Origin of the sequence: Aliidiomarina sp. B3213 (assembly GCF_003290085.1) — a bacterium.
GTDB lineage: Bacteria > Pseudomonadota > Gammaproteobacteria > Enterobacterales > Alteromonadaceae > Aliidiomarina.
This window is the reverse complement of the sequence record NZ_QMKJ01000001.1, coordinates 1-24,415: the sequence shown is the minus strand read 5'-3', so window position 1 is coordinate 24,415 and position 24,415 is coordinate 1. Positions and strand designations below refer to the sequence as shown.

The window sequence follows — 24,415 nt, the reverse complement described above, 5'->3', positions numbered from 1 at the left end:
AGCCTAAGCGCCCCACAGTGACAATCTTATTCGAGTAGGATAATCTTGCCACTTCCTTAACATGAAAGGTTAACTGCATTCATGAGCCATTTACTTCCCAAAATGCATGCTCCGGGCATGGTTGTATTTGATATGGACTCTACATTAATTCAAATGGAGAGCATTGATGCAATTGCCGAGGCCGCCGGCTGTGGAAGTGAAGTTGCTGCGGTTACCGAGGCCGCTATGCAGGGGCAACTCGATTTTAAAGAAGCCTTAGAGCAACGTGTGAGCAAGCTCACTGGCGTTTCAGAAGAAGTCATTTTGCAGATGTGTGACAACCTGCCCTGGTCCCCAGGAATAGATGATCTTATGACTTGGTTTAAAAGCAAGCGTTGGCGAGTCGTTATTGTTTCCGGTGGCTTCACCTGGTTCGCTGATGAAGCAGCCAGAAGATTTAAAGCCGACCACGTCGTGTGTAACCAACTAGAAGTGAAAAACGGACGTTTAACCGGCCAGCTGATTGGCGACATTATAGACGCCAAAGCCAAGCAGCAAACTTTGTTAAGCCTGATGAATACTTGGCACTTACCACAACAACAAGTGGTAGCAGTAGGTGATGGCGCGAACGATATCGACATGATTCAGTCAGCAGGAACAGGCATAGCCTACTGCGGCAAAGCAGCATTGAAAAAAGTCGCAGATATCTGCCTTGATGACAAAGACATCAGCCGTATAATTGGAATCTTATCTCCCACCGTTTCATCGGATTGAGTCAGTACAATAAGAGGGTTTACCTAGCACCATGGCAAATTGGTCTAACGAGCAAGTTCGAGCACTCAAAGCGCTTGGTATCCCTTTATTTGAAATGGGTAGCACCGCAACAGAAACTCCTTCAACAGATGTAAATGCGGAGACCACGCCAAGTGAGCCAGTGCAAAAGCAACCGGCTAACACTGCTACCCAAGACGTGAAGAGAACTTTTTACCAAGTAGGTGTATGGACCTTAAGTTTTCCGGTAGAAGTTCCTGTACCGCGTTTTCAATGGTTAGAAGATTTAAGTCGTGCATTCGATACACGGCCTACTCAAGTCAGTTCTCCTGAGCACAACTCAGTTGTTGATTGCACGGCCTATGCAAAGTCAGCGCTCAGCCCCGACGAAAAACGAGCATTGTGGGCGCAGCTTAAGCCATTGCTCCAGCCATGATTTTCAGTCAGCTTCATGAATACTCTGAACAGCTTTATGAAGTGGAATGTACTGCCCACCCGCTACCTTGGAAGGAAAAAACACTTGCGGGCTGCTTTAGTGCAACTTATGACGTAGTTGCCCTGTTCATTAAGCCCTCAGAATCAGAGCATGACCAGATTGCAGGTTTTTATATCTGCCAACATGTAGCCGATGAAGTGACCTTAATGAATATCGCAGTACACCCAAAATTTCAGGGGAAGGGCTTGGGTTCGGCACTACTCAACGACATGCTGATGCGCTACAGCGATTTCAGTGACCAAGAATGGCAAGTGAATGTGCCTATTTATCTAGAGGTACGAGAGAGCAATACCGCTGCCATACGCTTGTATGAAAGGTACGGGTTTAAATGCTTAGGAAGTCGTCCTGGGTATTATCCGCCAGTGAATGCTGGAGAGCCTAAAGAAACAGCGTTAGTGTATGCGAGGCTTGTGGAGTAAAACTGGCAGGGGTGGAGGGATTCGAACCCCCAACCGTCGGTTTTGGAGACCGCTGTTCTACCAATTGGAACTACACCCCTGCAACTAGGCTCGGAATTATACAGCCGGGTTTGAATCTGACAAGTGTTTTTGCGAATGTTCTGGCTTATATGGTTATTTGTTGAGCACCGCCCCACTTCCGCCTGGCTTGTGACAGCAAGCGGGTTCGGCTAACATCGAAGTTTGTAGTGGATACTCCTAAGCTAACAATAACAAGATTAAGCGAGCACACTAGGCATTCATGATTACCTCACTTCAAGGTTATAAAGTTTATATTGCGCCAGCCAACCCCAAGGGAAAGCTGTTGGCTGAATCGCTAGAGCAAAAGCGCGCTAATGTAATCGGCCTTGTCGATAATTTAAAAACGGGTGAAGGTATTATCAACCTCCCGGAACAAGCTGAACATTACGACTATCTTGTGATTGCCGACGGCCCCTATCAGCAAGAAATTGCCCGCACCTTGGTACAGAAAGGTTTTCAAAGTCAGTCAATTTTGTGCGAACAGGAAGGACACTTCGAAGTATACAATTATGGGTTCGTAGCTTGTGTAAGTCATAAGATCCAACAACTAAGTATCAAGGCACTCAAAACATTTGTTTCATTGGTTAGTAGCGCAATGCCTAGCCAAAGGGTGGTTTATTACACGGAGGATTTTGTCGACAACAACACGTTAAGCGCTTGGTTTTACCACGCAAAAGAGCAACCCAAAACATTACTGGTGGGTAAAAACCTGAGCGACACTAACCTGCCCTATCTAGATGTAAAAACGTTCAGTGGCGCATGGGCCTTAATGCGCGCAAAGTGCGTTGTTCTCGATCACGAATATCAAGGCACATTATTTAATATTATCCGTGAAAAACGCCCATGTATTCAGCTTTACCACGGGCTGCCCTACAAGTTTCTAGCGGGTAATCGACACTTTGAACATATAAACGACTTTGCTTTTGTATCTAGCTCCGAATATTTTAATCAGCATATTTTTCCACAGTTGTTTAATGCTCAAGCTTATTTAACTATAGGCTACCCCCGGAATGACGTATTTCTCCAAGCGGCAAATGACCGTTGTTGGTTAAATACGCCTGAATCACAGCCGCAACACATCATAGAAAGCACCGGAAAAATTTGGGTGTATATGCCCACATATAGAGACGACGGCACATTTAACATGCCATTCTCCCTTTCTAAAATGCAGGCATTATGTGAACAATTAAACCGTAGCCTTATTCTAAAATTTCATCCCTTTGTGGCAGAACAAGTCATTCAAGAGTTTGGGCTACAGAATGCAGAGTGCAATATAGTTTCGCTACCCCATTATCCCAATATCTATCTCTACCCTACACGAATGAACATTTATCCTTGGCTTGCAGATACTGAGGTTCTTATAACCGACTACTCAAGTGTCGCTTTCGACTTTTTGCTCGCCGACAAGCCAATGGTGTTCTTTCAATACGACCATCACCAGTACTACCAAAACCGAGGCAAATTCACATTCCCAACCGACGAATTTGCTGCAGGTCACGAGGTTTATAAGGAAAGAGAGCTGTTTGAGGCACTTACTCAAATAACCGAGCAAAATGCCGATACGTACAAAGACAAGCGACAAAAACTGCTTCGTAAACTCGGGCTCAATAAAGAACTCGCTAGCCCAGAACTAGTGAAATTTATTCAGGAAAAACTATGAAAACAGTGATCACCTATGGCACGTTCGATTTATTTCATATTGGCCATGTAAACCTTTTGAAACGAGCACGTAGCTTGGGTGACCGTTTAGTCGTTGCGGTGTCTACGGACGAGTTCAATCAAGGCAAAGGAAAAACAACACTGGTGCCTTATGAGCACAGAGTTGCGATATTAGAGAGCTGCCGCTACGTGGACAAAGTTATTCCTGAGAACGATTGGGCACAAAAACGCGACGATATTAAGAGCGAAAACGCCGACGTTTTTGTGATGGGTGACGACTGGAAAGGTAAGTTCGACGAGCTTTCTGACTTATGCGAGGTAATTTACCTGGACCGCACGAAAGACATTTCATCCACTGCCATGAAGCAGGCTATTATGGTCTTTACACAGCTGCAAAAAGATCTTTTATAAGTCCTGGCTGGCTACCTATTATTTTCTTAAAGTTATGACCTTGTGAGGCAACCTTACAATTTTGTCTTCTGATATACCTAGCTTGTCCATAAGTGCACTTTTTATCTCGTAATAAAAGACACTAGAGATCAGTACGCTGTCGATATCCTCGCTCAATTCTTTAAGGGTTTGGGGGCTTATAACCTGTATCCCCTCTACGCGAGTACCATGTAGTTCTGAGTTACTATCGCAAATAGCTTCTACTTGAAAACCAGGACTTAATCTAGACAAGGCATTTCGCCCTGCCTGACCCGCACCGTAAAGCACTACTTTTAAGGGCTCTACGTAGTTCAGCTCGATACGCTTTCTTACATTTGTATTTGATGTACCCAGTATGAAATTCCGAAACCTTCTAAAAAGCGACTTCAGAGTAATCCCCTGATTACCCAAAAGGAATTTCTGTCGTGCTATTAGCATTGCCCATAGCTCTTCAACAATTTGGTAATCTACGGCGGTCAGACCTTGTTGAATGGCCGCCCGCAGATCAAGCCATTGTTGTGTAGCAAGCTGGTGTAACCGGTAGTCATTTACAAAGTTTGGTCGAACAGTTTCTCCTTTATGTAATAGAGGAGCAAAAATTTCACCAGGCTTAACGATCTTGCGCTTACTGGGAGCCGCCATAAAGCTATTTTGATGCCTGCGATACTGGACTAATACTTCAGGAAAGTAGTGAGCTCCCTCGCTAAGAAGAGCTCTAAAGAACATAACGTGGTCTTCAAAATCTGGAAATGCGAGCGGCGTTCCAAATCGTAAATACGTGTCTCTACGATAAGCTATAGCAGCACCTAAATATCGAACGGGCATTTGGTTCTTGAGGTAGTCTTGCAGAGCAAGAGTAGGGTTACTAAGCAAAGAATGATCTTGGTAGCGATACTGGATTGTTCGCCCACCCTCAAAAACTTCACCTTGCTCGTTAATTTCCTCGAGCGCGTGGGCTACTAGCGCGGGCTTTCCATGTTCTAACCACTCTTCAACTATTCGGCTAACACGATTGGAATGTGAGATATCGTCACCACCGCACGCAACAATGAGTTCACCATCAGCGAGCTCTTCCATGATAAACGCGAAATGACGACCCACACCTAGATTGTGCTCATTTCTATTAATTTTAATCTGGTGTGACCCTTTATAGTCCTCAGCTAAACGTTCGATAATCGCAAATGTTTCATCTGAAGAGGTATCATCCGAAATTATAATCTGCAGGTTTGAGTAGTCTTGAGCGAATGCCGACCGAACACTCTCTTCAATAAACTCTTCCTGATTAAAAGAGAACATGATGAGCGTAACGTGCGGGTTAGTTTCCATGAAAACCTCTCATACCGTTTCGAGCCTATTCAGGCATTTTTTCTAGTATTATTGTCGTGTTAGGCCATAATCTGGTCTTGGTCATTAGAGCATGATAAGTTCAGTCAGTCACCATAAGGAGCTAATCTTGGCGCAACTACTTTGGCAAAACTTTCTCTTTCATATCAAAAGCCATCTCGCTTTGATTTTGAGTTGGGTTATTCCCCGTAGCGGCGCGATTTGGGTTGTAGGAAGTTCAAAGGGACTAAGATTTGCTGATAATGGTAAACATTTTGCGATTCACGCCCGTCGTAAATGGCCAAAGCAACGAATTATTTGGTTATCTCCTAGTGAAGAAGTTAGAAACCAAGTTGAAACAGCAAACATTGAAGCATATGCACCATCTAGCCTAAAGGGAATGTGGTACGGGTTCAGAGCGAGTTGGCATGTGTTCGACGTTTCCATAGCCGATACCCACATTTTTTCATCTACAGGCGCCAACAAACTTAACTTGTGGCACGGCGTTACATTGAAAGACTTAAATGTAATGGAACAAAACGACGCGCAACATTGGCTTTCTAAGTTTCATGATTGGTGGTACCGAAAGAGTGCTCGCAAAAACTACTTTATATATCCGAATAAGAAACACATGTCTTATTTGTTGAATCTTTTTAATATTCCTAATGAAAATTTCATACTAGCCAACTTACCAAGAAACCAAATACTGATTACTGGCTCAGCTGGAGTTTTATCAACCTCAGAAGAGTCCTTAAGAAACACTATTCAAAGTAGCTCTGAAACCATTATTGGATACTTTCCTACATGGAGAAATACAGGTCAGGACAAGTTTCTTGGGCTTTCCAGTAAAGAAGACATTTCCTTATTGAATGACTTTCTGAAGCAAAACAACACGAAAATCCTAACCAAATGGCATAGCTGCTCTTATAAAGAATACCAACATCAAGGCGTTAGCCAGACACACGAGTCAATAGACCAAGAAATTGAAGCCGCCAGTCAAATTATTAAATTACCTTTTGACAGTGACCTTATGGCGTTTTTAGACTTATGTGATGTGCTGATTAGTGACTATTCCAGTGTTCTTATCGACTACCTAATTCTTGAGCGCCCTATCATTCAGTCTGTTTATGACCTTGACGAATACAAGGAGCTGAACGGATTTATGGAGGACTACCCATACTTCGCAAAAACCAGTGGTCCACAAGTTGTCGATTCAGAATCACTGTTTATTGAAATTCGTAGCGCTATTGAACAGTGCAAGAACGAGTCAAGCTCCAGCCGCCCCAACTTAGTCGAATTGAAAAACTACTATTTTGAGACGTTGCAAACTATAGAGCTTTTGGAACCTGTGCTAAAGCCAGTTAAGTAGAGCATAAAGTGCTCCACCCGCTGCACAAAGAAACAAAATTAAGGTTGTAAGAAAAGAGAAATAATATACGTTGTCTTGACCAACCGCCTTTTGTTTTCTAATGAAGAAAATCTTTTCTCTCGGAATATTGAGCTCATCTGTTAACTGCTTGAGAATTTGATATTGATATGCGCTAGCTATACAAATTTTATCGAATTGAAGCGTATTAATGTCGTTGGGAGCGCTTATTTTTAAGTTCTCTAGTTCCGTACCATGTTTATTCGCATCATTGTCTAGAAATGAACCAATAACATATTGTTTTTTGAGTATATGATAAGCTTTTATTCCCGCTGTACTTGCTCCGAAGATCAAAATTCGTTCTTTATCACTCATATCTATCTCGCTAAGTTCTCACATCTGAATTTTGAAAAAGTTGCGGTTAGGAAAACTGATTACAAACAGTAATTACAGTTTGTACCTGCTCTTCAGTTAACACAGGACTCATCGGTAGGCTTAAAACTTGTTGATGAATCTCGTCTGTTTGAGGGTAATCACCCATAGCTAGATCAGAGTAGGCCTTTTGGCGATGTGGTGGCACCGGATAATGAATTGAGCTTTGAATATTGTGATCACTTAAATACTTCTGAAGTCGCTCGCGCTCTGGCGATCGGACAACAAACAAATGCCAAACATGATTTTCACGCACGGGACTTGGTAAAAAAATCAATGGATTGTTAATTCCTTGAAGATAGGCTTCAGCCACTTCTCTTCGCTTTGTTATCTCTTGATTGAGGTACTTAAGCTTAACGCTCAGCATTGCCGCTTGAATCTCATCCAAACGACTATTTATACCCTGGTATTTATGCTCATATTTTTGTTCACTGCCATAATTACCTAAAGCACGCACGAGGTTCGCTAATTCTTGGTTTTGTGTGGTTACCGCACCACCATCGCCAAGTGCGCCAAGGTTTTTACCGGGATAAAAACTGAAACCAGCAGCGTCTCCCCAGCTTCCTGATTTTTTACCCTGAAACTCTGCGCCATGAGCTTGCGCCGCGTCCTCTAAAACAAGCAAATCGTGTCGCTTCGCAATATCCAATATGGCCGGCATATCGGCCAATTGTCCGTATAAATGGACAGGTAAAACAAGGCGTGTATTTCTTGTTAATGCTTTTTGGGTGTTTTGCGGGCACAAATTATAGGTTTTGGGGTCTGGCTCCACGAGCACAGGCTTTAATCCATTCTCAGTAACAGCCAATACGCTGGCAATGAAAGTATTCGCTGGCACTATAACTTCGTCACCATCGTTGAGTTTTCCCATCGTTTTCCATGCCCTAAGTGTCAGACTTAGCGCATCTAAACCATTCCCCACCCCTACCGTGTGGTTCACGCCGCAATACGCAGAAAACTCATCTTCAAATTGCTTTAATTCTCGCCCACCGATAAACCAGCCAGAATCGATAACTCGTCGAGCTGCTTCAAACAATTCTTCGCGGTAGTTGGCATTTGTTTCCTTTAAATCTAAAAATGGAATCATTCTAGATACCTAATAATTCGGGCCGGATTGCCAACCACGACAGCTTTTTCTGGCACATCTTTCGTCACAACAGCACCAGCACCAATCATTGCATTCTGACCTATTGTGACACCTGCTAATATTGTTGCATTAGCTCCGATACTTGCCCCTTCGCGAACCGTAATACCAGTAAATTGTTCTGGATACTCTTTAGAACGAGGGAACGGGTCATTTGTAAACGTTGCATTGGGTCCTATGAACACCTTATCTTCAATACGCGTGCCGTCCCAAAGCTGAACACCACACTTCACTGTTACATTGGAGCCAATAACAACATCATTTTCTATGAATACGTGGGAATTAATATTACATCCATGACCAATCACTGCATTCTTTAAAACAACACAAAACTGCCAAATAGAAGTGCCCTCACCGATCTGAGTTGTTTGCACATCAGAAAGTTCATGTATAAAAGTCACTCAGTCACCTGTCGTATAAAATCGTCGTAACTTCGAATATAGTCTTCTTCACTATAGTGTTCACTGGCAAGCACTAAAAGTACACAATCCTCACTAAAATCATGCATTTCCCGCCAAGTCATATTATCGATGACTAACCCCTTTGTTGGCGAGTCTAACCAAGTTTCCTCTCGTTGCTTGCCATTATCCAGAACCATTTTGCATTTACCGGTTACACATACAGCAACTTGCTTGAGTTTTTTATGAGCGTGGAATCCACGGCTTACGCCCGGCTGAGTTCCGAAAATGTAATATACGCGTTTAATCGGAAAGGGAACGGTTTTATCACTTTCAAGCGCCACTAAAGAGCCTCGTTCGTCTCCCAATGGAGGAAAGTCCACAAACTCTAATAAACTCATTCATGCTCCTTGAGATAGAATATCGAGGCATACTATAAATACTAACCATAACAGACTTTTGACTGTACTTTCTTTATCGTACTTAAAGATATATTCTTGAAATTAATGCTACTTTAACGCTTTCAGCAAAGCATTATAGGTGAGCATTGCTCTCATTGAGTAACAAAGTTAGGTGCCATGACCAAATTCTATCAATGCCTTCATATTTACCCAGGATATGCACGTCAATACGAACGTGAGTTTGAGCCAGGTAATCAACCCAACCTTACTTTTTCGGCGCTAAACCAGCATTTACGTGGGCATGGTTATTATCAGTCATATATCCTAGAACCATCACCAGAAAGCAAGGACACAGCCTTTTTTAATTTGTGGGATTACCGTCGCCTTCAATACCTTTGGGCGCAAGAAAATAATCTGCCGGAAACTGCATCGTTATTAGATATTAAACTTGCACAGGTTGAGCAGCTTCAACCCGACGTAATTTTCGATATGTCTCCTTTCATCGACCAAGAGTTTATTCAGATACTCATTAGTCGCTATGGTAAGAGTAATATTCGGTACATCTGCTGGAATGCTTATATCAAGGACCATGCAATGACATTTCCCGATTATCATGGGCACACATCTTTGCATAAACCTTTCGTAGACTATTGGAACGCTAACGGAATACCAGCCATTGAGCTTCAGCCGGGAATACCTAGTTTTTGGGTGGAGCGCAGTACGAATACCGAGCGCGACATCGACATTTTATTCTATGGGCAATATATCGAAAGCATCTTTAAAAACCGAAGGCATGTTATTCAAAGCCTGTTGGAACGAAAAGCTAAAGGTCAGGAAAAAATTAATATTCATCTGCAAGCGGAAAGCGCCGCAGCAAAACAGTCTTTAAAAAATTATACAGACCTTATTTCTCCTCCTATTTTCGCCGAACAACTACATAGCAAATTAAGCAGAGCAAAAGTTGTCGTTAATACTTACGGTGACTTCAATCAGCTGTATAAAAGTAATGCTCGATTATTTGAAGCGATAGGTCATGGAGCAATACTCATTTCTGAGCGCGGTAATTATCCTGAAGGGTTTATAGAAGGTGAGGACTATCTTGCTTACGATGACGAACATGAACTGAATGAAAAGCTTGATCATGTTTTAGCGAATTGGAGCAGTTATCAATCAATGCGAACAAAAGCGCAAACTAAAATTGCGAGCCTTTACAGCAACACATCCTATTTTTTGAAGTTTAAAGCTTTTGCTACCACGCTATAATTACCTGCATATTAAATAGATAATTGAAGTCCCTCTAACCATAAATCATGGACTCTTTCCAGACTGAAGAGGTGCCGATAATGGTCAACATTAACGTTAAAATCTGACAAAAACTCTTCGGAAAGATTAGGGTTCATAACATCTCCCACATGGAACCCTAATTCCAAGAAGTGTTGGGAACTTGCACCGTTCATATAGCCAAAAATAGGCATTCCCGTAGCGAGAGCCGCCATCCAATGTTGGCCAGCTTGTTGGCGCTCGTGAGCAAAGAAATAGTAATCTACACAACTAAGAATTGTTCGATAAATATCATTAGTCACAGGCTCCTCGAGCACGACAACTTGTGCTTCCGGAAAAAATGACCGCGCGACATCGACAACATTTTTACGATACGCTTCATGAGCGCCGTAAGCTAAAGGCAACAGAATTAGCCCATTAAATTGGTTTTGGCTCAATGCCTCTAAGATTTCTCTGTGTTTGTTTGCAGGTGTACCTGAGTTCCCGATAAGTGCTACTTTTTTCCCGGACAAAAGAACTTTAAAGGAGTCAGGCAGACTTTTTTCAGTCAATTGCTTCTCAAGCTGTTTAGGTTGCCAATCTTGTAGATAAACATAACGGCCTACAGCGTTATGCCTGCCAAGACACTCTTTTACAATATTCTCTTCTTGCTGAGTGAACGTGAGTATTGATTTCACATTTTTCGTAGTCGCTCTCATCAATTCCAGGCGTTCCAGCGCCGGCTTTTCTAAACCTTCATATATTTCTCCGCCAAAAACGACCCATACAGAGTGACTCGCAATATTTGTCTCATGGGCTAAGAAATCCCAAGCTGTGGCATTGAACATACTATGAAATACAAGCGTATTGTATTGACGGAAGACACGTCTCAACCAAGGAAGCATGTCACCATTATTCGTAAAATAGTGCCCCCTATCGGTTGGTACATATTCTTTTTCAGGGAAAAAGCCATCCCGGTCAAAGTAGACATATTCTGAAGAGATATCTCCAAACTGAGAGAAAGCTTCAAACATGTCATAAACGGGTCGGTTATGATGATGAGAGTCGTAAAAAATATGAAGCAGATGTTTCAAGAGCTCACCTGATGATATCCAAGCAACTCCATATTTTCACCACATATCCTATTGATAAGTTTTATATTCTCACCAAAATAATCGCTCCAACCACTCACTTGCTTTCCTTTAGGTTGATATTGCTTATTGTAATCTAGCGCCTTCACAACCTTCTGCCCCAGTCCCAAATCGATACCTAAATTCGATATGAAGGCTTCTCTATTTTCTTTAAAATCTTCATACCGAATAAACTTAGCTGTTGGTAACACTTTTTGAAGGTCACAACTTATTTTCCAACGCCAGGCCAAAGCCTCTATGTAATTCGAGGAGGGTTGACCTAGCCAAGTCGAATCCAGGCATAGTCTCCAGGCTTTGGTTTTTACCAGTTCTTCCCACTCTTCAAATTTAATGCTTTCAAGGTGAGCCGGAATTTTTAATCTTTGCAGTGTGCTACGTACTACCTCATAAGGATGCCGCAATACAACAAGAAACTTTGCTTCAGGAAAAGTTTCTTCCAACTCCTGCGCAAAAAAAGTTAGGCACGGCTCTTTAACAATAGTTCTATTGAAGTCATCCGTGTGTGAATCCACAAACTCCTTGAAAGGCATCAAACCGAATTTCACCTTAAGCTGCCAATCGCTTGAACTGATAGCTCCATTGAGATCAAGTGTCGTAGGAATTCCAAAAGCATCTCCCAGCAACCCAGCAATTGCGGAGGTTCCAGATTTCTGCACACCTAATATGAATAATTTATCGTTCATATCCTTCCCACACTTGTTTAACCCTCAACTCTGGAAGAAGCGCATCTAATGTATCGACAACAGGCGCGTAATGTTCTCGGACAGAGGAGATTGTTTCCAAAGAAATCACTTCAGCTCGCTTGGTCTTATTGATCGGCGTAAAATCGATTTTGACCTCATGCAATGACAATCCCAAAAAATCAAACAGTTGGCTTAACGAACATTCACTAAATAAGTCTTCGTATAATAAAAATTGAACATCTTGCTTGGGAAATGCATTTTGCAATGCTTTAACTGTTTGATGATATTGAGTCCTCATCCAAATATCTTTTCTATCAAAGTTTTTATTCAGATACTCTTCCTCTGACATCTCTGCACCCGAGTCGTTTCTATAAAGCTCAGGATTGTTTTTCTTATGCATACGACATGCCGACCACACTCTATCGTATGGCTCTCGCATAATAAAAACGACTTTCACGTCAAAACCCGACTCGATTAAGCTCGCCCTAATATGACGGAAGTTCTCTTCCGATAGCATCGAGTATGAAGGTGTAAAATCACCCGTTAATGTAATTCCGGGTTGAGACAATACCTTCTTAAAGTATTGGTAGTAGCATTCAGGTTTAGCGTAAAACTCCATGAGCAGTTGGAGATGCTCAGGTTTTGTGCCCGTCGAGATCGCTGCTTGCTCGGCACGTTCATCCGCATTTAAGCGAAATCTTTGTTCTTCATGATAAAGAGCATCAAAAAAGTGGTACTCCTTGGTAAAACCCAAATCAACGTCCTTGTGTTTTTGTAACGCATGCCATAGCCAAGTTGTCCCGCCTTTCTGAGCACCCACACAAAGCAAAAATCGCTTATTGTGACGCATCTTGAAAACACCACATTGACTGAAGGAGCGCGCGGTCACCAAACTGATACGCCGTAAAGCTTTCGCGTGCGTGAAGGAGCAAGCCATCATTAAAACAAAAGGCGTCTCCTGTTTTTGAAGTAAGTCGCTCAACAGACTTTGAATGCATTTGCACATCTAAAAATTTAAAGAATGCATCGCACATATCTTCGATTTCTTGAGTCTCACGAATAATCCGATAATAATTCCAGTACACCTTAGTAGTCTTTTCGTTCATTCTTTTCAATATCGGTGTTCTATGACCACCAAGTTCACTGCCTTTTTGAATTGTGACTTCCACATTCAAAAGGCTATTAAGCAGCTCAGGCTCAATCTTCTGTAAATCCGCCAGCAATCTGTCTATTGGGTAAACTAATTGATGCCCACCGCTTTCAGCCTGCTTTTCTAAATAAAAGAAATTAAGTTCAGGAGGGTTTGCAAACCAAGCGTTATCGGTATGAAAAGGTTGGGTAGTTTTGCTATGGGCATAGGTATGGTCATGGTTCGGATCATATTCGATTCGCCACCAGTCTCTTTCATTGAGATTAGAATCAACATCAAAGTGACGTCTGTCAGACTTCAGGAAAGGTAGAGAGGTTAAAAATTGATACCATTGCCCGCTGCCAAAGGAAACGTTTCCAGCCTTCAGATGAAGAACATGCCCTTGCGTTCTCAACATCTCAATTTCTTCTGCGACTTGCTCTAAATCGAATGTATCTAGGGTTTTAATCATATCATCTCCCGCATGCATCGACGCGTGCTTTCAACACCCCATTCAAAAACAGAGTCAACGACAGACGACAACTGTCTTGGGGTTAATTGGCTATGGTAATCTTTAAACTTCAATCTTAGACCAGCGTTTTCAAATTCCTGTGCATCGTATAACTCTTTTCCTCCAATTGGATTGATATATTCACTCGCTCCAACTGCGTGACAAATATTGATAATGCGTTTTGCGCCTTTCTCAACTGAGATATCTAGATCAGATGCTTTGATTACCTTTGTATTTATTTCTAGCAAATCTAAAACGGTTTGAATGAGCGATTGATTAATTTCTGCCACATTTTTATTTTGAGATGACTCCTCGGACTCCCCATTTAAACGATCTATCCCATCAAGTATTTGAGGGAAATCATGTGCTGCAGGGTAAGTTTTTTTTAAAAGCTCACACAGACCACCATCATTAATGTATGTGTGTTCATTGATCATTCTATTCTGACTTACCTTATGAACAGGCAAGGTGAATCTAAATGGCGCGTCCTCAACCCAAATAACGTTACGGTTGATATAACTCTTTTTCCGAAATGAAACATTGTCGAGCACCACAAAAATATCTGCATCTGCAATTAATCTGAAGTAACCGATGTAAGGGAGAAAATATGGCTGAAAAGCTGCAGCAATCATTTCACTGCCTCTAAAACGGTTTGAGCTATGGCATCTACATCATTCATGGATAAATCAAAGTAGATGGGCAAGCACACTACAGTGTCGCAAGCATGTTGTGCATTAGGTGTAGGAGCTTGATCACTTTCACCAAACATAGAGCAGTTCAAGTTTTTGTAAAAATATTGCTTATAACCTACATGTTGAGAATCTAACGCTTTAACCACTTTGGCTCTTTGTTGCGCTGATTCAAGAAAAATCGGCATATATGCACCATTTGGAGAGGACTTGGAATGCCACTGTTGAATCTCAACCCGCCCTTGAAAGTGTTTAATGTATCTTTCGTATAAGGAGATACGATGTTTTTTCACACGCTCAATAGTCCTCATTTGTACGAGTCCTACAGCAGCATGGTACTCACTCATTTTTGAGTTAATACCAATTTCTGTAACCTCTGCACTTCGGTCTATACCGAAGTTGATAATTTTTCTAGCACGCTCAAAAACTTCCTCATTTGGAACGGCAATAGCTCCTCCCTCAACGCTGTGGAAAATCTTCGTAGCGTGAAAACTTAGTACCGAGAGTTCGCCAAACATCAACACCGAACGGTCATCTACTTTGACATCAAAAGCATGTGCAGCATCGTATATAATTTTTACATCGTAGTCTTTTGCAAGTCGGTCAAGCGCTGCTACATCGCACGGATTACCGTATACATGGGTAGCAACAACTGCATCAACTTTACCCTGATTTTTTGATAGGTACTGTTCGAGAGCTTTTGGGCAAATATTTTTAGAGTCCGGATCAATATCTACAAAATGCGTTTGAATGCCCATCCATTTGAGGGAGGAAGAAGTTGCCACAAAACTAAAAGGGGTAGTGACCACACTCTTGCATCCAAGAAGCATGAAACAGGTCATTAAACCGTTAGTACAACTCGAAACCGGCAATATGTGTTGATGGCCAAGTAAGTTACTCAATTGAGCTGCGAGCTTATCACTTAGGGGACCAAAGTTAGTTAACCATTTACGTTGATTAATCTCCTCCAAATAGGAAGAAAGTAATCCGACATCAGGCACGGTTGGAACGTAATATGGAATCAATGTATTACCTATTTAATCTATCTTAATCTCTGGACATTTATTGAGAATTAACTCGTCCCAAAGCAGTTACCAAATCAACCCCATCCCAAACCACATCAAAGTTCAAAGCTTGGCCGACGGGTACTACTCTATCGACACCCACGAGACAATCCTTTAACCACTCATGCACGTCTTCTACGCCCCAATACGTCATTGTCTGATGCGCAGGAGTCATGTATCGGTTTAATTCCTGTAGCTGCTGTACGTGGCTCTCTACAAATAGCCCTGCTCCACGGTGTATCTCGGAAAAGTCTTCACGAAGTTGCTTTGCCCATACTCTAACCACTTGCTCGGCATGCATTTGTCCACTTACGACTCCAGCCATTGCCATGTCTTGTGCGTTATTCAGCGCTTGGTATCGCTCACTTTCTGTAAGCTTGTACTTACTGCGCCCTTTTTCCGAGCTCAAATAGGCTAAAAGAGCTGTCCAAAATATATTTTGAGCCTCAGCTAAATGTTCTTCGTTACCCTGCCAAATTACCCATTTAGCAGAAGAACATGCTTGCTGTGAAAATGTTAAATTATCACGCGCAAAGTCTTCCACTAATTGCTGCAAGGTTGGTTTGTCGACACGAAGCAATGCGTCTATACCCAATACACTGAACGAGATTTTGTGCGCGAATACAATGTCGCGACAATGCGCTGGCGTTTCGACACTTTTAAGTGCTTTTATGCCCTCATTTGAGCCCCACAGCACGCGAGCATCAACATTCGCCTGCAGAGCTTTTAACTTCGGATCGTCTCGCTCGCAGCGGATAAGTTGAAAGCGAGCGGAAACCTCAGGGTGTTCGGGCGCAAGCTCGGCCAATATGTCACACAAGACGTCGGCACTTCCGCCCACTTTTGACGACAGCCGAATTGTGTTCACATTCCCACATAACAGGCTAAGAATGCCAGAATAAACAAACAAGCTATCTACATTACCTGGCGCTGCATGAAAAACATGTCCCAAAGGACGAATGAGCTGAGACTCATATTGCTCTGCAATTTTTTGCATATTGGCGTTTCTCAGCCAATAACCCAACGCAACTAAGTCGGGAAAATCTCTCGCTTGGGCATCGCGAATTAAGCGATTTGACAGCTGAGAAGTGAACGCAAAGAAGCTATGGTCTGCAAATCGAGTGAGCTTCGGCTTCATTCCTACCTCATTTATCGTTTGCCAACTCGATGCTTGCTGCTTCATGAGGCACCTCGCTCAAACGTATCACTGCACCCTCTAGCTTCGACCTTTGCCATTCTACCTAATACTTTAAAATATGTGCCTTTGCGGCCACATTGGCAGTCGTCACGCCCAACCACAAAGCCTTTATCTTCAGTTAATAAACTATGCCCTGGGTAACTTTCGGGTAATGCGGAAAGAACTTGTATACAGCCCGTTTCACCTACTGCAGCAGGTTTCCATGTTTCTGGGTTGCGAATAATCACTTCAGCCGTAGACGGAGCGTGAAAATAACCGTGCTCACAAGCTACAAAGATAGAGCCGACTTGTTCGACCATACCATAAAAATTATGCGCTTTTATTGAGCCAAGACAGTCGTTTGCAACGGTATTGAATGTGTCCGTACTAACCGCTTCGTCCTGTAACTTTTTCCAACCACCACTATGCAACAATACCGCGCTCTCGAAGTTCAACTTTAAGCTCGACGCTTGCAGCGCTTGAATTCCGTACTTCCACACCATGAAAGTAAAACCAAACATAAAAACGGGTTGGTCTGAAAACTTCTCATGAAACTCATTGATTGCTTCAACGTTTAGCGACATATCATCGTTTAGTGCATACGTATGATTGCGACCTAAAAACGACAAGCCTTGAATACCTGCCCCGCGTGCTGAAAAAGACGCTTTGTCTTTGATTACATTAGGGTGATCCCAAATCAGCATATGGCGCCTTTGCTTACCCAGCCATTCCTGCATAATTTTAACGAGTACTCGACTTTGCAATTTCGCAGTTTGTGCATCTAAGTAAATTTGCGAAGGACGCTGTCCGGTTGTTCCCGAAGACTGCAAAACTTTAAATACATGGTCTTTGGTGATGCTTTTCAGCTCCCGTTGTTTAAACAAAGGAACCGTGAGAAAAGGAATGTCTTCGAGTTGCTTTATTGAACCTAGCTCTATATCGCCAAACAGCTTCTGATAATCCGCGCAGTTGGCTATGTGATGCTCTGTGAGGCTAACTAACCTCTGCCTTAGCATCGTTGTTTTTATTGCTTCAGAGAGCTCGTAAGGGCCTACATCAAACAAGTCCATGGCTATTCACCTTCCCTCTTGTTGCACATTGTAAGCAGCTTCTGGAAATCAATTTTACCACTAGAAAGCGTAGGCAGCTCAGTAACTTCAGTAATTTGGTACAAGCTAGGGTGTAATCCTAAAGACTCACGTAAATATTGATGGGTTGTTTCGGTATCAGGCGCATTTACTACATAAAGCATGTCGTCTTCACCGCAACATAATATGTCCTTAGAAATGCTTTGCATGGCCTGCTCTATGTGGTCGAGCTGTAAGCGTTTGCCTCTAATTTTTATAAACCGTGAAAGGCGTCCTGTAATACGCACTAATCCGTTATCCGTCCATTCAGCAATGTCGCCAGTGGCTAAGCTTTGTTGTGGTACACGCTCTAGCGTCCAGTCAGTAGCAGCTTTAGCGTAACCTAACATTACATTATTACCGAAATACCACAGCTCACCCGCTTGGTCAGAACTTCTTATAAGTTCACTAGTTCCGATTTCACGAATTTCAAACCGTCCGCCAGGAATCGCTTTTCCTATGGAATCTCTAGCACCACTTAAAACCTCTGGCGGAACATAAGCCATACGAGCCGTTGCTTCAGTTTGACCGTACATTACATAGAGTGTCCAGTCTCGGTCTTTCGCTATACCTTCAAAATGCTCAACGAGATCCGGCGACATTTTGCCACCCGCTTGGGCTAAATAGCGCATCTGTGGCAGCTCCATGCGCTCTAACCGGAGCATTTGTAGCATCTGGAAATGGAACGGAACGCCAGAAAGAGAAGTAACACCGTGCTCTCGGAAGAGTTGCCAAAACTCTTTAGACATCAAAGGGTGTTTAGTCAGAACTATCCGAGCACCTTTCGCAAGATGAGTATTTAAAACAGATAAACCAAAACTGTAATGCAAAGGAAGCGTTGTTATTGCGCAGTCCGCCTGCTCTATGGGCAAATAATCTAAAATTGAATTTGTATTCGAAATTAAGTTGTCCCGACTTAACATAACCGACTTTGGAGCCCCAGAAGAACCACTAGTGCTGAGCAAAAGTGCAGCTTTTGCTTTGCTTGAAGCAATAGGCTTTTGAGTATTATGAAAAGGCCACGGCGCTATTTGCATAATAGCTTTTCCGCTAAGCACAATACTCACCCCTAGCTTCTCATACATAGCCTTTTTCATGTCTATGTTGAGGTCAGGGTCGATTAACAGCAATGGAACCTGCGCTCGCAGAGCAGCAAGATAATTGACGACACTTTCTATGTTGTTCTCGAATGCGAGTGCTGCCAAGCAAGGCTCTCCTCGCTCATTAATACACTGCTGTTCTATTTCTAATGCATGCTCTGCTACACGTTGCTCGAGTTCAGCATAGCTCACTGACTCTTTGTCAGTTAGAAGAGCGGGACCTAAAAAGTAGTCTAATCTATTAAAAATATCTGCATTTTTCTGCAAATTAACACTCGACGTCATATTTTTTTAGAATTTCACGACACTTGCCTACAGAGCTCATATCAATAATATCGTCTGTGTCGAGCATGACTTCAAATGTATCCTCAATTTCGGCCACAAGAATCATATGAGCAGTGGAATCCCATTCTTTAATGGTGTTGTAGGTTAAGTCATCATTAACCTTCTCTAAAGGAATACCAAGAGCTTTTGCAAAAACGGAATATAAAACTTCTGATGTCATTATTATTTTTTCCAAATGTAAAACGTATTAAACAAGCATACCGCCATCTACGCCAACGACCTGACCTGTTACATAAGACGATAAGTCCGAGGCTAAGAATAAAACTGAGCGCGCAACATCGTCCGGCGTCCCTATTCTTTGCATACCGATAGAGTCCATTCGCTGCTGGTATTTATCTTCTGGAATGCTCTTCGTCATATCAGTATCTATAAAACCAGGAGCTACCGCGTTAACTCTTATGTTTTGTGCCGCTAACTCTTTAGCCAAAGATTGGGTAATACCAATCACAGCAGCTTTGCTTCCGGCATACACCGCTTGGCCTTCATTACCGACACGGCCAATAATGGAAGCGATATTAATAATACTACCTGAACCTGCGCGTGCCATCAGTCTCGCGGCATACTGGCTGGTATAAAGCACACTATAGGTGTTTGTTGAGAAGGTATTCTTTATCTGCTCTTGCGACACCATACCAATGAGCGCGTCGTCTAAAATGCCAGCGTTATTGACCAGAATATCCAACCTTTTCGAGACTTTAAATATTTTCTGAAATGCATCTTTTACTGCTTGCGGATCAGTAACATCGAACGCTATTGGCTCTGCGGTACCTGAAAAACTATCATTAAGCTTTTGGCAAAGCTCAGTGAGCGCATCCTCGTTGCGGCCATTGACCAAAACATGAGCTCCAGCTTTCACTAAGAGTGACGCAACTTCAGCTCCTATACCTCTGCTAGCTCCGGTCACCAATGCGACCTTTCCTGTTAAATCGATTTCAATACTCATAGTTTTCTTGTACTCAACCCTTAGTACCTTATAAACCTAGCGATTGGAGCTTTAGCGGCTTCGTAATCTTTTCTATTTAAACTGTACCACTGTAAATCTTTCTGTTGCTCTTCTACATGAGTTATTTGAGAAGTAGATTTATAACCACATTTTTCATGGAACCGCACCGAAGCCTCGTTATCAACAAATATTTTGCCCACAAGGGTCGTTAAACCAAGCTCTTCAAACGCAAAGTCGTTCAAAGCAAATGCGACACAAAAAGGAATAATATTATTCTTAAACTGCTCGGGGTAAATATACATGCCCGGCTCAGCACTACCTTTGCTAAGGTCAATTTTAGTCAACGAAGCGACGCCGATGGGTTGTTCCTTGAACCAAGCTACCCAGTAAATCCTGCTATCGTCTTCCTGAAGCCCTTGGTACCAATTTTCCTGCTGCTCTTTTGAAATTTCACCTTGTTGTAGCATGTGTTTCGCCACTTCAGGAGAGTTTCGCCACGAACGGACTTGCTCTAGCATATCTTCTTCGAGGCGTTTCAATGTAACGCCGTATCTTTGAAACGGTACAACCGCCTTCATACCAAGTCCCATTGCATAGCTGTACCCTTCTTAGCAGATCGCTTAATAGGGCGACCTAACAGTATAGGTAAATACTTCACAGGTAAGCCGAGTCCAGGGCGAACAGACCTAAGATTCTTCTCAGTTAGAATTTCACCTTCTGCCATGTCTTCAGCAATATAGAGCGAACGACGGTGTTTTCGTGACGCTATCTCTTGCTCGGTACATCCGTAGTGTACTGTTCCCATAGCATCATGTGCACGCTTCGCTTCTTCAACTAACTGTTTAAACTCATGGGGCTCCATCGAAAACTCGGCATCTACCCCACCTTCACTGCGGTCGAGTACAAAATGTTTTTCTATAACAGTAGCACCAACCGCAACAGCGGCTACAGCGACGCCAAGCCCAGCAGTATGGTCTGAAAGTCCAACTTCACAGCCAAAAAGCTCGCGTAAATGAGGAATCGTATTGAGGTTTGCGTCAACAGGACGCGCAGGGTAATGGCTTGTGCATTTTAGGAGAATATAGTCCTCGCAACCATTGCTCTCCAACACCTCCACTGCCTCAGCTATCTCAGTTTGGCTTGCCATACCCGTAGACACAATAACGGGCTTTCCTGTTCTTGCGACAGCCGCAATAAGTTCATGATCAGTATTCTCAAAAGACGCAATTTTGTAGCAAGGCGTATCTAGCGACTCTAAATAATCGACAGCAGTTAAATCAAAAGGTGAACTGAACGCCAAGATACCTAATTGCTTAGCACGCTCGAAAATGGGTTTATGCCACTCCCAAGGTGTCATTGCCTTTTGATACAACTGATATAAAGAATAGCCGTGCCAAAGGTTTTCTTTGTTATCTATATAAAATTCATTTTCATGAACGTCGAGCGTAATGGTGTCTGCGGTGTAGGTTTGGAGCTTAATCGCGTCTACGCCAGCAGCCGCAGCTGCATCAACCATAGTCAGAGCTTTCTCTAGCGATTGATCATGATTACCGGACAATTCAGCAATTATAAAAGGCTTCTCGCTCGAGCCTATCTTACGTTGACCTATTTTCATTGCTCGTTTACCTCTTTCATCGCATTGACGACCCGAGTTACACCGTTACCGTCAACCAACGTCGCAGCTTTTCTGGACATAGCTGATAAACGGGAATGATCATGCGCTAACATTTGAATTTGATGCACTAACTCTACCGCAATATCTTCAACCTTTAAACGAATGCCTACCCCTTGTGCTTCAAGTGCTACAACCGCTGTACGTTGATTGGGTGCCAACTCCATCATTATAGTTGGTAAGCCTAAGCAGCAGCGCTCCCAAGACGTTGTTCCCGCAGCTCCAATCGCAAGATCGGCATGCATCATCACTTCCGCTACATTGCTTATACCATGGAGTACACTAACGTTTGTTTGGTTAAACTTAGTGACTGCAGACCTAATTGAGTCAACATGGGGTGAAGTAGCGCCTAAAACCACATCAATTTGGGTAAATAACCCATCTAGTTTTTCGGCAATACACTCAATAATTTGATGGGTATAATTAAATTCATCTACCCCACCTAAGGAAATCATTAACCGCTTAAGGCTTGTCCTTGTTTTTGCTTGCGCGCGGGCATTTAAAAACTCATCGCGTAATAACGTATAAGAAGTGCCCGCAAGAACTTGCCCATGTACTTTACCTTCGTAGTTTTCAGCCGTTCTGCCTAAGTTTTGATCAAGCAGTAAATCGGCGTCGTAATTACGATTAGCTAGGTCGTCAATGACCAATATATGCTTTGTAAGTTGTCGTGTTAAGCTATGCCAAGTAGACGACAAGCCATAGTGATCTACAATCACCCAGTCATAACTGGGTTCGCTAAAAAGCGATTGTACTTTTTCAAAATCTTCATTTTCAGACCATGGCAGCCAGCCATCGTAAGAACTATCACAATTCAGCCGATGAACCACATAGCCTTGTGCTTCTATGTGACCAATGAAGTTACCTGGTTGATCAATGCAAACGAACTCAACGCTAGCATCAGAACTTTTAAGCTTATTAGCAAGCGTTAAACAACGCATTACATGTCCGCTGCCCATGTGAATATTAGCGTCAACACGAATTAGAATATTCACCGGAATTATTTTCCAACCTCTAACGCTTTCATCATAAGCTCTGCTCTTTCCCAATCCTCATGCGTATCAATATCTTGAACACGAGAGCGTGGTAATACAAAACCTTGCGCGCGGCCTGAAAAAACGCTTTCCTTGCTTAACCAAGCTTCGGAGGTTCCCCAATAAAACTGACCAGCGTCATGGAATGCTTCTTCTAAGTCTTGAGAGCGTACATTGAAGTTTCGCTGTTCAAACTTTTCTACATGACCAGAATCAGAAAGCTTTACCGCTCGTTGAATCGGATAGGGAAAAGAACAAATACTGAATACATATGGGCAGGAATGGTCAGTGAGCATTTGCTTTGCTGACGACAAAAACTCTGGAACGAGAAAAGGTGCCGTAGCATAAATGCAGCAAACTTCGTCATAACTTTCTCCTTGTTCCTTCAGTGTTTCAATAGCGTGTCTAACAACGGGAGAAGTGCCAGTGTAGTCATCACTTAACTTTTGAGGCCGCACAAACGGCGTTTCTGCACCATAAGATCGAGCGACCTCTGCGATCTCTTCGTCGTCAGTCGAAACCACTACGCGCTCAAAACAATGGCTATTCAAAGCCGCCTCAATAGACCAAGCTATCATAGGCTTACCACAAAAGGGTTTTATGTTTTTACGGGGGATACGTTTACTTCCACCCCGAGCAGGAATAACCGCTAACGCCATATCGCCGTACTCTTTTAGTTTTAATTATAGACTTATCATACATCGACCATAAGCAAGAATCATTGATATAAAAAACAAATCATTTTTATGCCTACTACATGACGATTAAGGCTTACACGAATCGTTACGGTTAATCTGCAGTTGGGATTGGAGATACAGTCTTTAAGCTTAACCGTGCAGACCGCACAGCGGTCCGTACGAACGTAGCTCTATACAAGATAGGTGCTCAATGTGCCTGGCTTGTGCTCTGACTTTATAATCTTGTGGGGTAAAAGCCGTTAAAGCGAGCACTGCTCGCTAGGCTTTTACGCGAGGCATGGACGCCGAGCCGGGGGATGCTACATGGGTAAAAACCGCCCGAAGCGAGCACAGCTCGTTTAGGTTTTTACGCGAGGCATGGACGCCGAGCCGGGGGATGCTACATGGATGTATACATAGGTGGAACCCAAACAAAAAGCCCCCCGCTCACCGCGAAGGGCTTTAAGCCTGGACAGGGTAAAAGCCGTTAAAGCGAGCACTGCTCGCTAGGCTTTTACGCGAGGCATGGACGCCGAGCCGGGGGATGCTACATGGGTAAAAACCGCCCGGAGCGAGCACAGCTCGTTCAGGTTTTTACACGAGGCATGGATGCCGAGTCGGGCGATGCTACATGGATGTATACATAGGTGGAACCCAAACAAAAAGCCCCTCGCTCAACGCGAAGGGCTTTAAGCCTGGACAGGGTAAAAGCCGTTAAAGCGAGCACTGCTCGCTACGCTTTTACGCGAGGCATGGACGCCGAGCCGGGGGATGCTACAGGACGTAAGTTTAACCATCACTGTAGTTCACTGGCGAGCGACAAATAAAAAAGCCCCTCGCGCATTGCGGGGGGCTGTTTTATTAGAAGCCTGGCGGTGACCTACTCTCACATGGGGAATCCCCACACTACCATCGGCGCTGACATGTTTCACTTCTGAGTTCGGAATGGATTCAGGTGGTTCCACGTCGCTATGGC

At 43.1% G+C, this 24,415-nt stretch carries 27 protein-coding genes, 1 tRNA gene and 1 rRNA gene; 7 read left to right on the top strand and 22 right to left on the bottom strand.

Features of this window, described 5'->3' with window-relative positions; translation table 11 throughout:
• The first annotated feature begins 81 nt into the window (after positions 1–81).
• Genes serB through rimI form a run of 3 tightly spaced genes read left to right on the top strand, consistent with a single transcriptional unit; the run spans position 82 to position 1,665 of the window.
• Positions 82–753 (top strand): phosphoserine phosphatase SerB, encoded by a 672-nt coding sequence (serB, locus tag DQX04_RS00145; RefSeq protein WP_111913781.1) that lies wholly within the window; start codon positions 82–84, stop codon positions 751–753.
• 31 nt (positions 754–784) lie between these two features.
• Entirely contained in the window at positions 785–1,186 is a 402-nt protein-coding gene (locus DQX04_RS00140) for a hypothetical protein (protein WP_111913780.1), read from the top strand.
• The gene (gene rimI, locus DQX04_RS00135) at positions 1,183–1,665 is read left to right on the top strand and encodes a ribosomal protein S18-alanine N-acetyltransferase (protein ID WP_111913779.1); all 483 of its coding nucleotides are present in this window, start codon (positions 1,183–1,185) and stop codon (positions 1,663–1,665) included. Before DQX04_RS00140 ends, rimI begins: the two co-directional genes overlap by 4 nt.
• 3 nt (positions 1,666–1,668) lie before the next feature.
• On the opposite strand, the gene DQX04_RS00130 is transcribed toward rimI, so the two are convergent.
• Positions 1,669–1,745 (bottom strand) — tRNA-Trp (locus tag DQX04_RS00130).
• Positions 1,746–1,945: 200 nt separating this feature from the next.
• Between DQX04_RS00130 and DQX04_RS00125 the strand changes: the two genes are divergently transcribed.
• Positions 1,946–3,385, top strand: coding sequence for a CDP-glycerol glycerophosphotransferase family protein (locus DQX04_RS00125; protein WP_111913778.1), 1,440 nt, complete (start codon positions 1,946–1,948; stop codon positions 3,383–3,385).
• Positions 3,382–3,795: a glycerol-3-phosphate cytidylyltransferase gene (gene tagD, locus DQX04_RS00120; RefSeq protein WP_111913777.1), complete on the top strand. Its 414-nt coding sequence runs from the start codon at positions 3,382–3,384 to the stop codon at positions 3,793–3,795. The genes DQX04_RS00125 and tagD overlap by 4 nt, the downstream gene beginning before the upstream one ends.
• A gap of 18 nt (positions 3,796–3,813) precedes the next feature.
• Here tagD and DQX04_RS00115 read toward each other — a convergent pair whose 3' ends face one another.
• A complete protein-coding gene (locus tag DQX04_RS00115) occupies positions 3,814–5,139 on the bottom strand; it encodes a glycosyltransferase (RefSeq protein ID WP_111913776.1) in 1,326 nt (441 codons plus the stop codon).
• 127 nt (positions 5,140–5,266) lie between these two features.
• On the opposite strand from DQX04_RS00115, the gene DQX04_RS00110 reads away from it, so the two are divergent.
• The gene (locus DQX04_RS00110; protein WP_165831900.1) at positions 5,267–6,505 is read left to right on the top strand and encodes a CDP-glycerol glycerophosphotransferase family protein; all 1,239 of its coding nucleotides are present in this window, start codon (positions 5,267–5,269) and stop codon (positions 6,503–6,505) included.
• Here the strand turns inward: DQX04_RS00110 and DQX04_RS00105 are convergent.
• Genes DQX04_RS00105 through DQX04_RS00090 form a run of 4 tightly spaced genes read right to left on the bottom strand, consistent with a single transcriptional unit; the run spans position 6,488 to position 8,877 of the window.
• Entirely contained in the window at positions 6,488–6,877 is a 390-nt protein-coding gene (locus DQX04_RS00105; protein ID WP_111913774.1) for a nucleoside-diphosphate sugar epimerase/dehydratase, read from the bottom strand. The genes DQX04_RS00110 and DQX04_RS00105 overlap by 18 nt on opposite strands.
• A 46-nt stretch (positions 6,878–6,923) precedes the next feature.
• Positions 6,924–8,021, bottom strand: a complete 1,098-nt coding sequence (locus DQX04_RS00100) for a DegT/DnrJ/EryC1/StrS aminotransferase family protein (protein ID WP_111913773.1) — start codon at positions 8,019–8,021, stop codon at positions 6,924–6,926.
• Positions 8,018–8,479, bottom strand: coding sequence for an acyltransferase (locus tag DQX04_RS00095; protein ID WP_111913772.1), 462 nt, complete (start codon positions 8,477–8,479; stop codon positions 8,018–8,020). Before DQX04_RS00095 ends, DQX04_RS00100 begins: the two co-directional genes overlap by 4 nt.
• Positions 8,476–8,877: an FdtA/QdtA family cupin domain-containing protein gene (locus DQX04_RS00090; RefSeq protein ID WP_111913771.1), complete on the bottom strand. Its 402-nt coding sequence runs from the start codon at positions 8,875–8,877 to the stop codon at positions 8,476–8,478. The genes DQX04_RS00095 and DQX04_RS00090 overlap by 4 nt, the downstream gene beginning before the upstream one ends.
• A 177-nt stretch (positions 8,878–9,054) precedes the next feature.
• On the opposite strand from DQX04_RS00090, the gene DQX04_RS00085 reads away from it, so the two are divergent.
• Positions 9,055–10,140: a glycosyltransferase gene (locus DQX04_RS00085; RefSeq protein ID WP_111913770.1), complete on the top strand. Its 1,086-nt coding sequence runs from the start codon at positions 9,055–9,057 to the stop codon at positions 10,138–10,140.
• Positions 10,141–10,151: 11 nt separating this feature from the next.
• Here the strand turns inward: DQX04_RS00085 and DQX04_RS00080 are convergent, their stop codons facing one another.
• The 16 genes from DQX04_RS00080 to rrf form a co-directional block, all read right to left on the bottom strand.
• The gene (locus DQX04_RS00080) at positions 10,152–11,231 is read right to left on the bottom strand and encodes a TDP-N-acetylfucosamine:lipid II N-acetylfucosaminyltransferase (protein WP_111913769.1); all 1,080 of its coding nucleotides are present in this window, start codon (positions 11,229–11,231) and stop codon (positions 10,152–10,154) included.
• The gene (locus DQX04_RS00075) at positions 11,228–11,971 is read right to left on the bottom strand and encodes a sulfotransferase (protein WP_111913768.1); all 744 of its coding nucleotides are present in this window, start codon (positions 11,969–11,971) and stop codon (positions 11,228–11,230) included. The genes DQX04_RS00080 and DQX04_RS00075 overlap by 4 nt, the downstream gene beginning before the upstream one ends.
• Positions 11,961–12,821 carry a sulfotransferase domain-containing protein gene (locus tag DQX04_RS00070; protein WP_165831899.1) on the bottom strand — a complete coding sequence of 287 codons (861 nt, stop codon included), beginning with the start codon at positions 12,819–12,821 and terminating at the stop codon, positions 11,961–11,963. Before DQX04_RS00070 ends, DQX04_RS00075 begins: the two co-directional genes overlap by 11 nt.
• Positions 12,808–13,572: a TauD/TfdA family dioxygenase gene (locus DQX04_RS00065; RefSeq protein ID WP_165831898.1), complete on the bottom strand. Its 765-nt coding sequence runs from the start codon at positions 13,570–13,572 to the stop codon at positions 12,808–12,810. The genes DQX04_RS00070 and DQX04_RS00065 overlap by 14 nt, the downstream gene beginning before the upstream one ends.
• Positions 13,569–14,243, bottom strand: a complete 675-nt coding sequence (locus DQX04_RS00060; RefSeq protein ID WP_111913765.1) for a WbqC family protein — start codon at positions 14,241–14,243, stop codon at positions 13,569–13,571. The genes DQX04_RS00065 and DQX04_RS00060 overlap by 4 nt, the downstream gene beginning before the upstream one ends.
• Positions 14,240–15,325, bottom strand: a complete 1,086-nt coding sequence (locus DQX04_RS00055; protein ID WP_165831897.1) for a DegT/DnrJ/EryC1/StrS aminotransferase family protein — start codon at positions 15,323–15,325, stop codon at positions 14,240–14,242. The genes DQX04_RS00060 and DQX04_RS00055 overlap by 4 nt, the downstream gene beginning before the upstream one ends.
• A gap of 37 nt (positions 15,326–15,362) precedes the next feature.
• Complete coding sequence (locus DQX04_RS00050; RefSeq protein ID WP_111913763.1) at positions 15,363–16,547, bottom strand: acyl-CoA reductase; 1,185 nt, start codon at positions 16,545–16,547, stop codon at positions 15,363–15,365.
• A complete protein-coding gene (locus tag DQX04_RS00045; RefSeq protein WP_111913762.1) occupies positions 16,544–17,611 on the bottom strand; it encodes an acyl-protein synthetase in 1,068 nt (355 codons plus the stop codon). The genes DQX04_RS00050 and DQX04_RS00045 overlap by 4 nt, the downstream gene beginning before the upstream one ends.
• A gap of 2 nt (positions 17,612–17,613) precedes the next feature.
• On the bottom strand, positions 17,614–19,035 hold the full coding sequence (locus DQX04_RS00040; RefSeq protein WP_165831896.1) for an AMP-binding protein: 1,422 nt from the start codon (positions 19,033–19,035) through the stop codon (positions 17,614–17,616).
• A 1-nt stretch (position 19,036) separates the two neighbouring features.
• Positions 19,037–19,273: an acyl carrier protein gene (locus DQX04_RS00035; RefSeq protein WP_111913760.1), complete on the bottom strand. Its 237-nt coding sequence runs from the start codon at positions 19,271–19,273 to the stop codon at positions 19,037–19,039.
• Between the two features lie 27 nt (positions 19,274–19,300).
• Complete coding sequence (locus tag DQX04_RS00030) at positions 19,301–20,056, bottom strand: SDR family NAD(P)-dependent oxidoreductase (protein ID WP_111913759.1); 756 nt, start codon at positions 20,054–20,056, stop codon at positions 19,301–19,303.
• Between the two features lie 20 nt (positions 20,057–20,076).
• On the bottom strand, positions 20,077–20,634 hold the full coding sequence (gene pseH, locus DQX04_RS00025; RefSeq protein ID WP_165831895.1) for a UDP-4-amino-4,6-dideoxy-N-acetyl-beta-L-altrosamine N-acetyltransferase: 558 nt from the start codon (positions 20,632–20,634) through the stop codon (positions 20,077–20,079).
• Complete coding sequence (gene pseI / locus DQX04_RS00020) at positions 20,631–21,671, bottom strand: pseudaminic acid synthase (RefSeq protein WP_111913757.1); 1,041 nt, start codon at positions 21,669–21,671, stop codon at positions 20,631–20,633. Before pseI ends, pseH begins: the two co-directional genes overlap by 4 nt.
• Entirely contained in the window at positions 21,668–22,723 is a 1,056-nt protein-coding gene (pseG, locus tag DQX04_RS00015; RefSeq protein ID WP_111913756.1) for a UDP-2,4-diacetamido-2,4,6-trideoxy-beta-L-altropyranose hydrolase, read from the bottom strand. Before pseG ends, pseI begins: the two co-directional genes overlap by 4 nt.
• Positions 22,724–22,728: 5 nt before the next feature.
• The gene (gene pseF / locus DQX04_RS00010) at positions 22,729–23,421 is read right to left on the bottom strand and encodes a pseudaminic acid cytidylyltransferase (RefSeq protein ID WP_111913755.1); all 693 of its coding nucleotides are present in this window, start codon (positions 23,419–23,421) and stop codon (positions 22,729–22,731) included.
• A gap of 885 nt (positions 23,422–24,306) precedes the next feature.
• Positions 24,307–24,415: ribosomal RNA gene (gene rrf, locus DQX04_RS00005) — 5S ribosomal RNA — on the bottom strand; the annotation flags it as partial.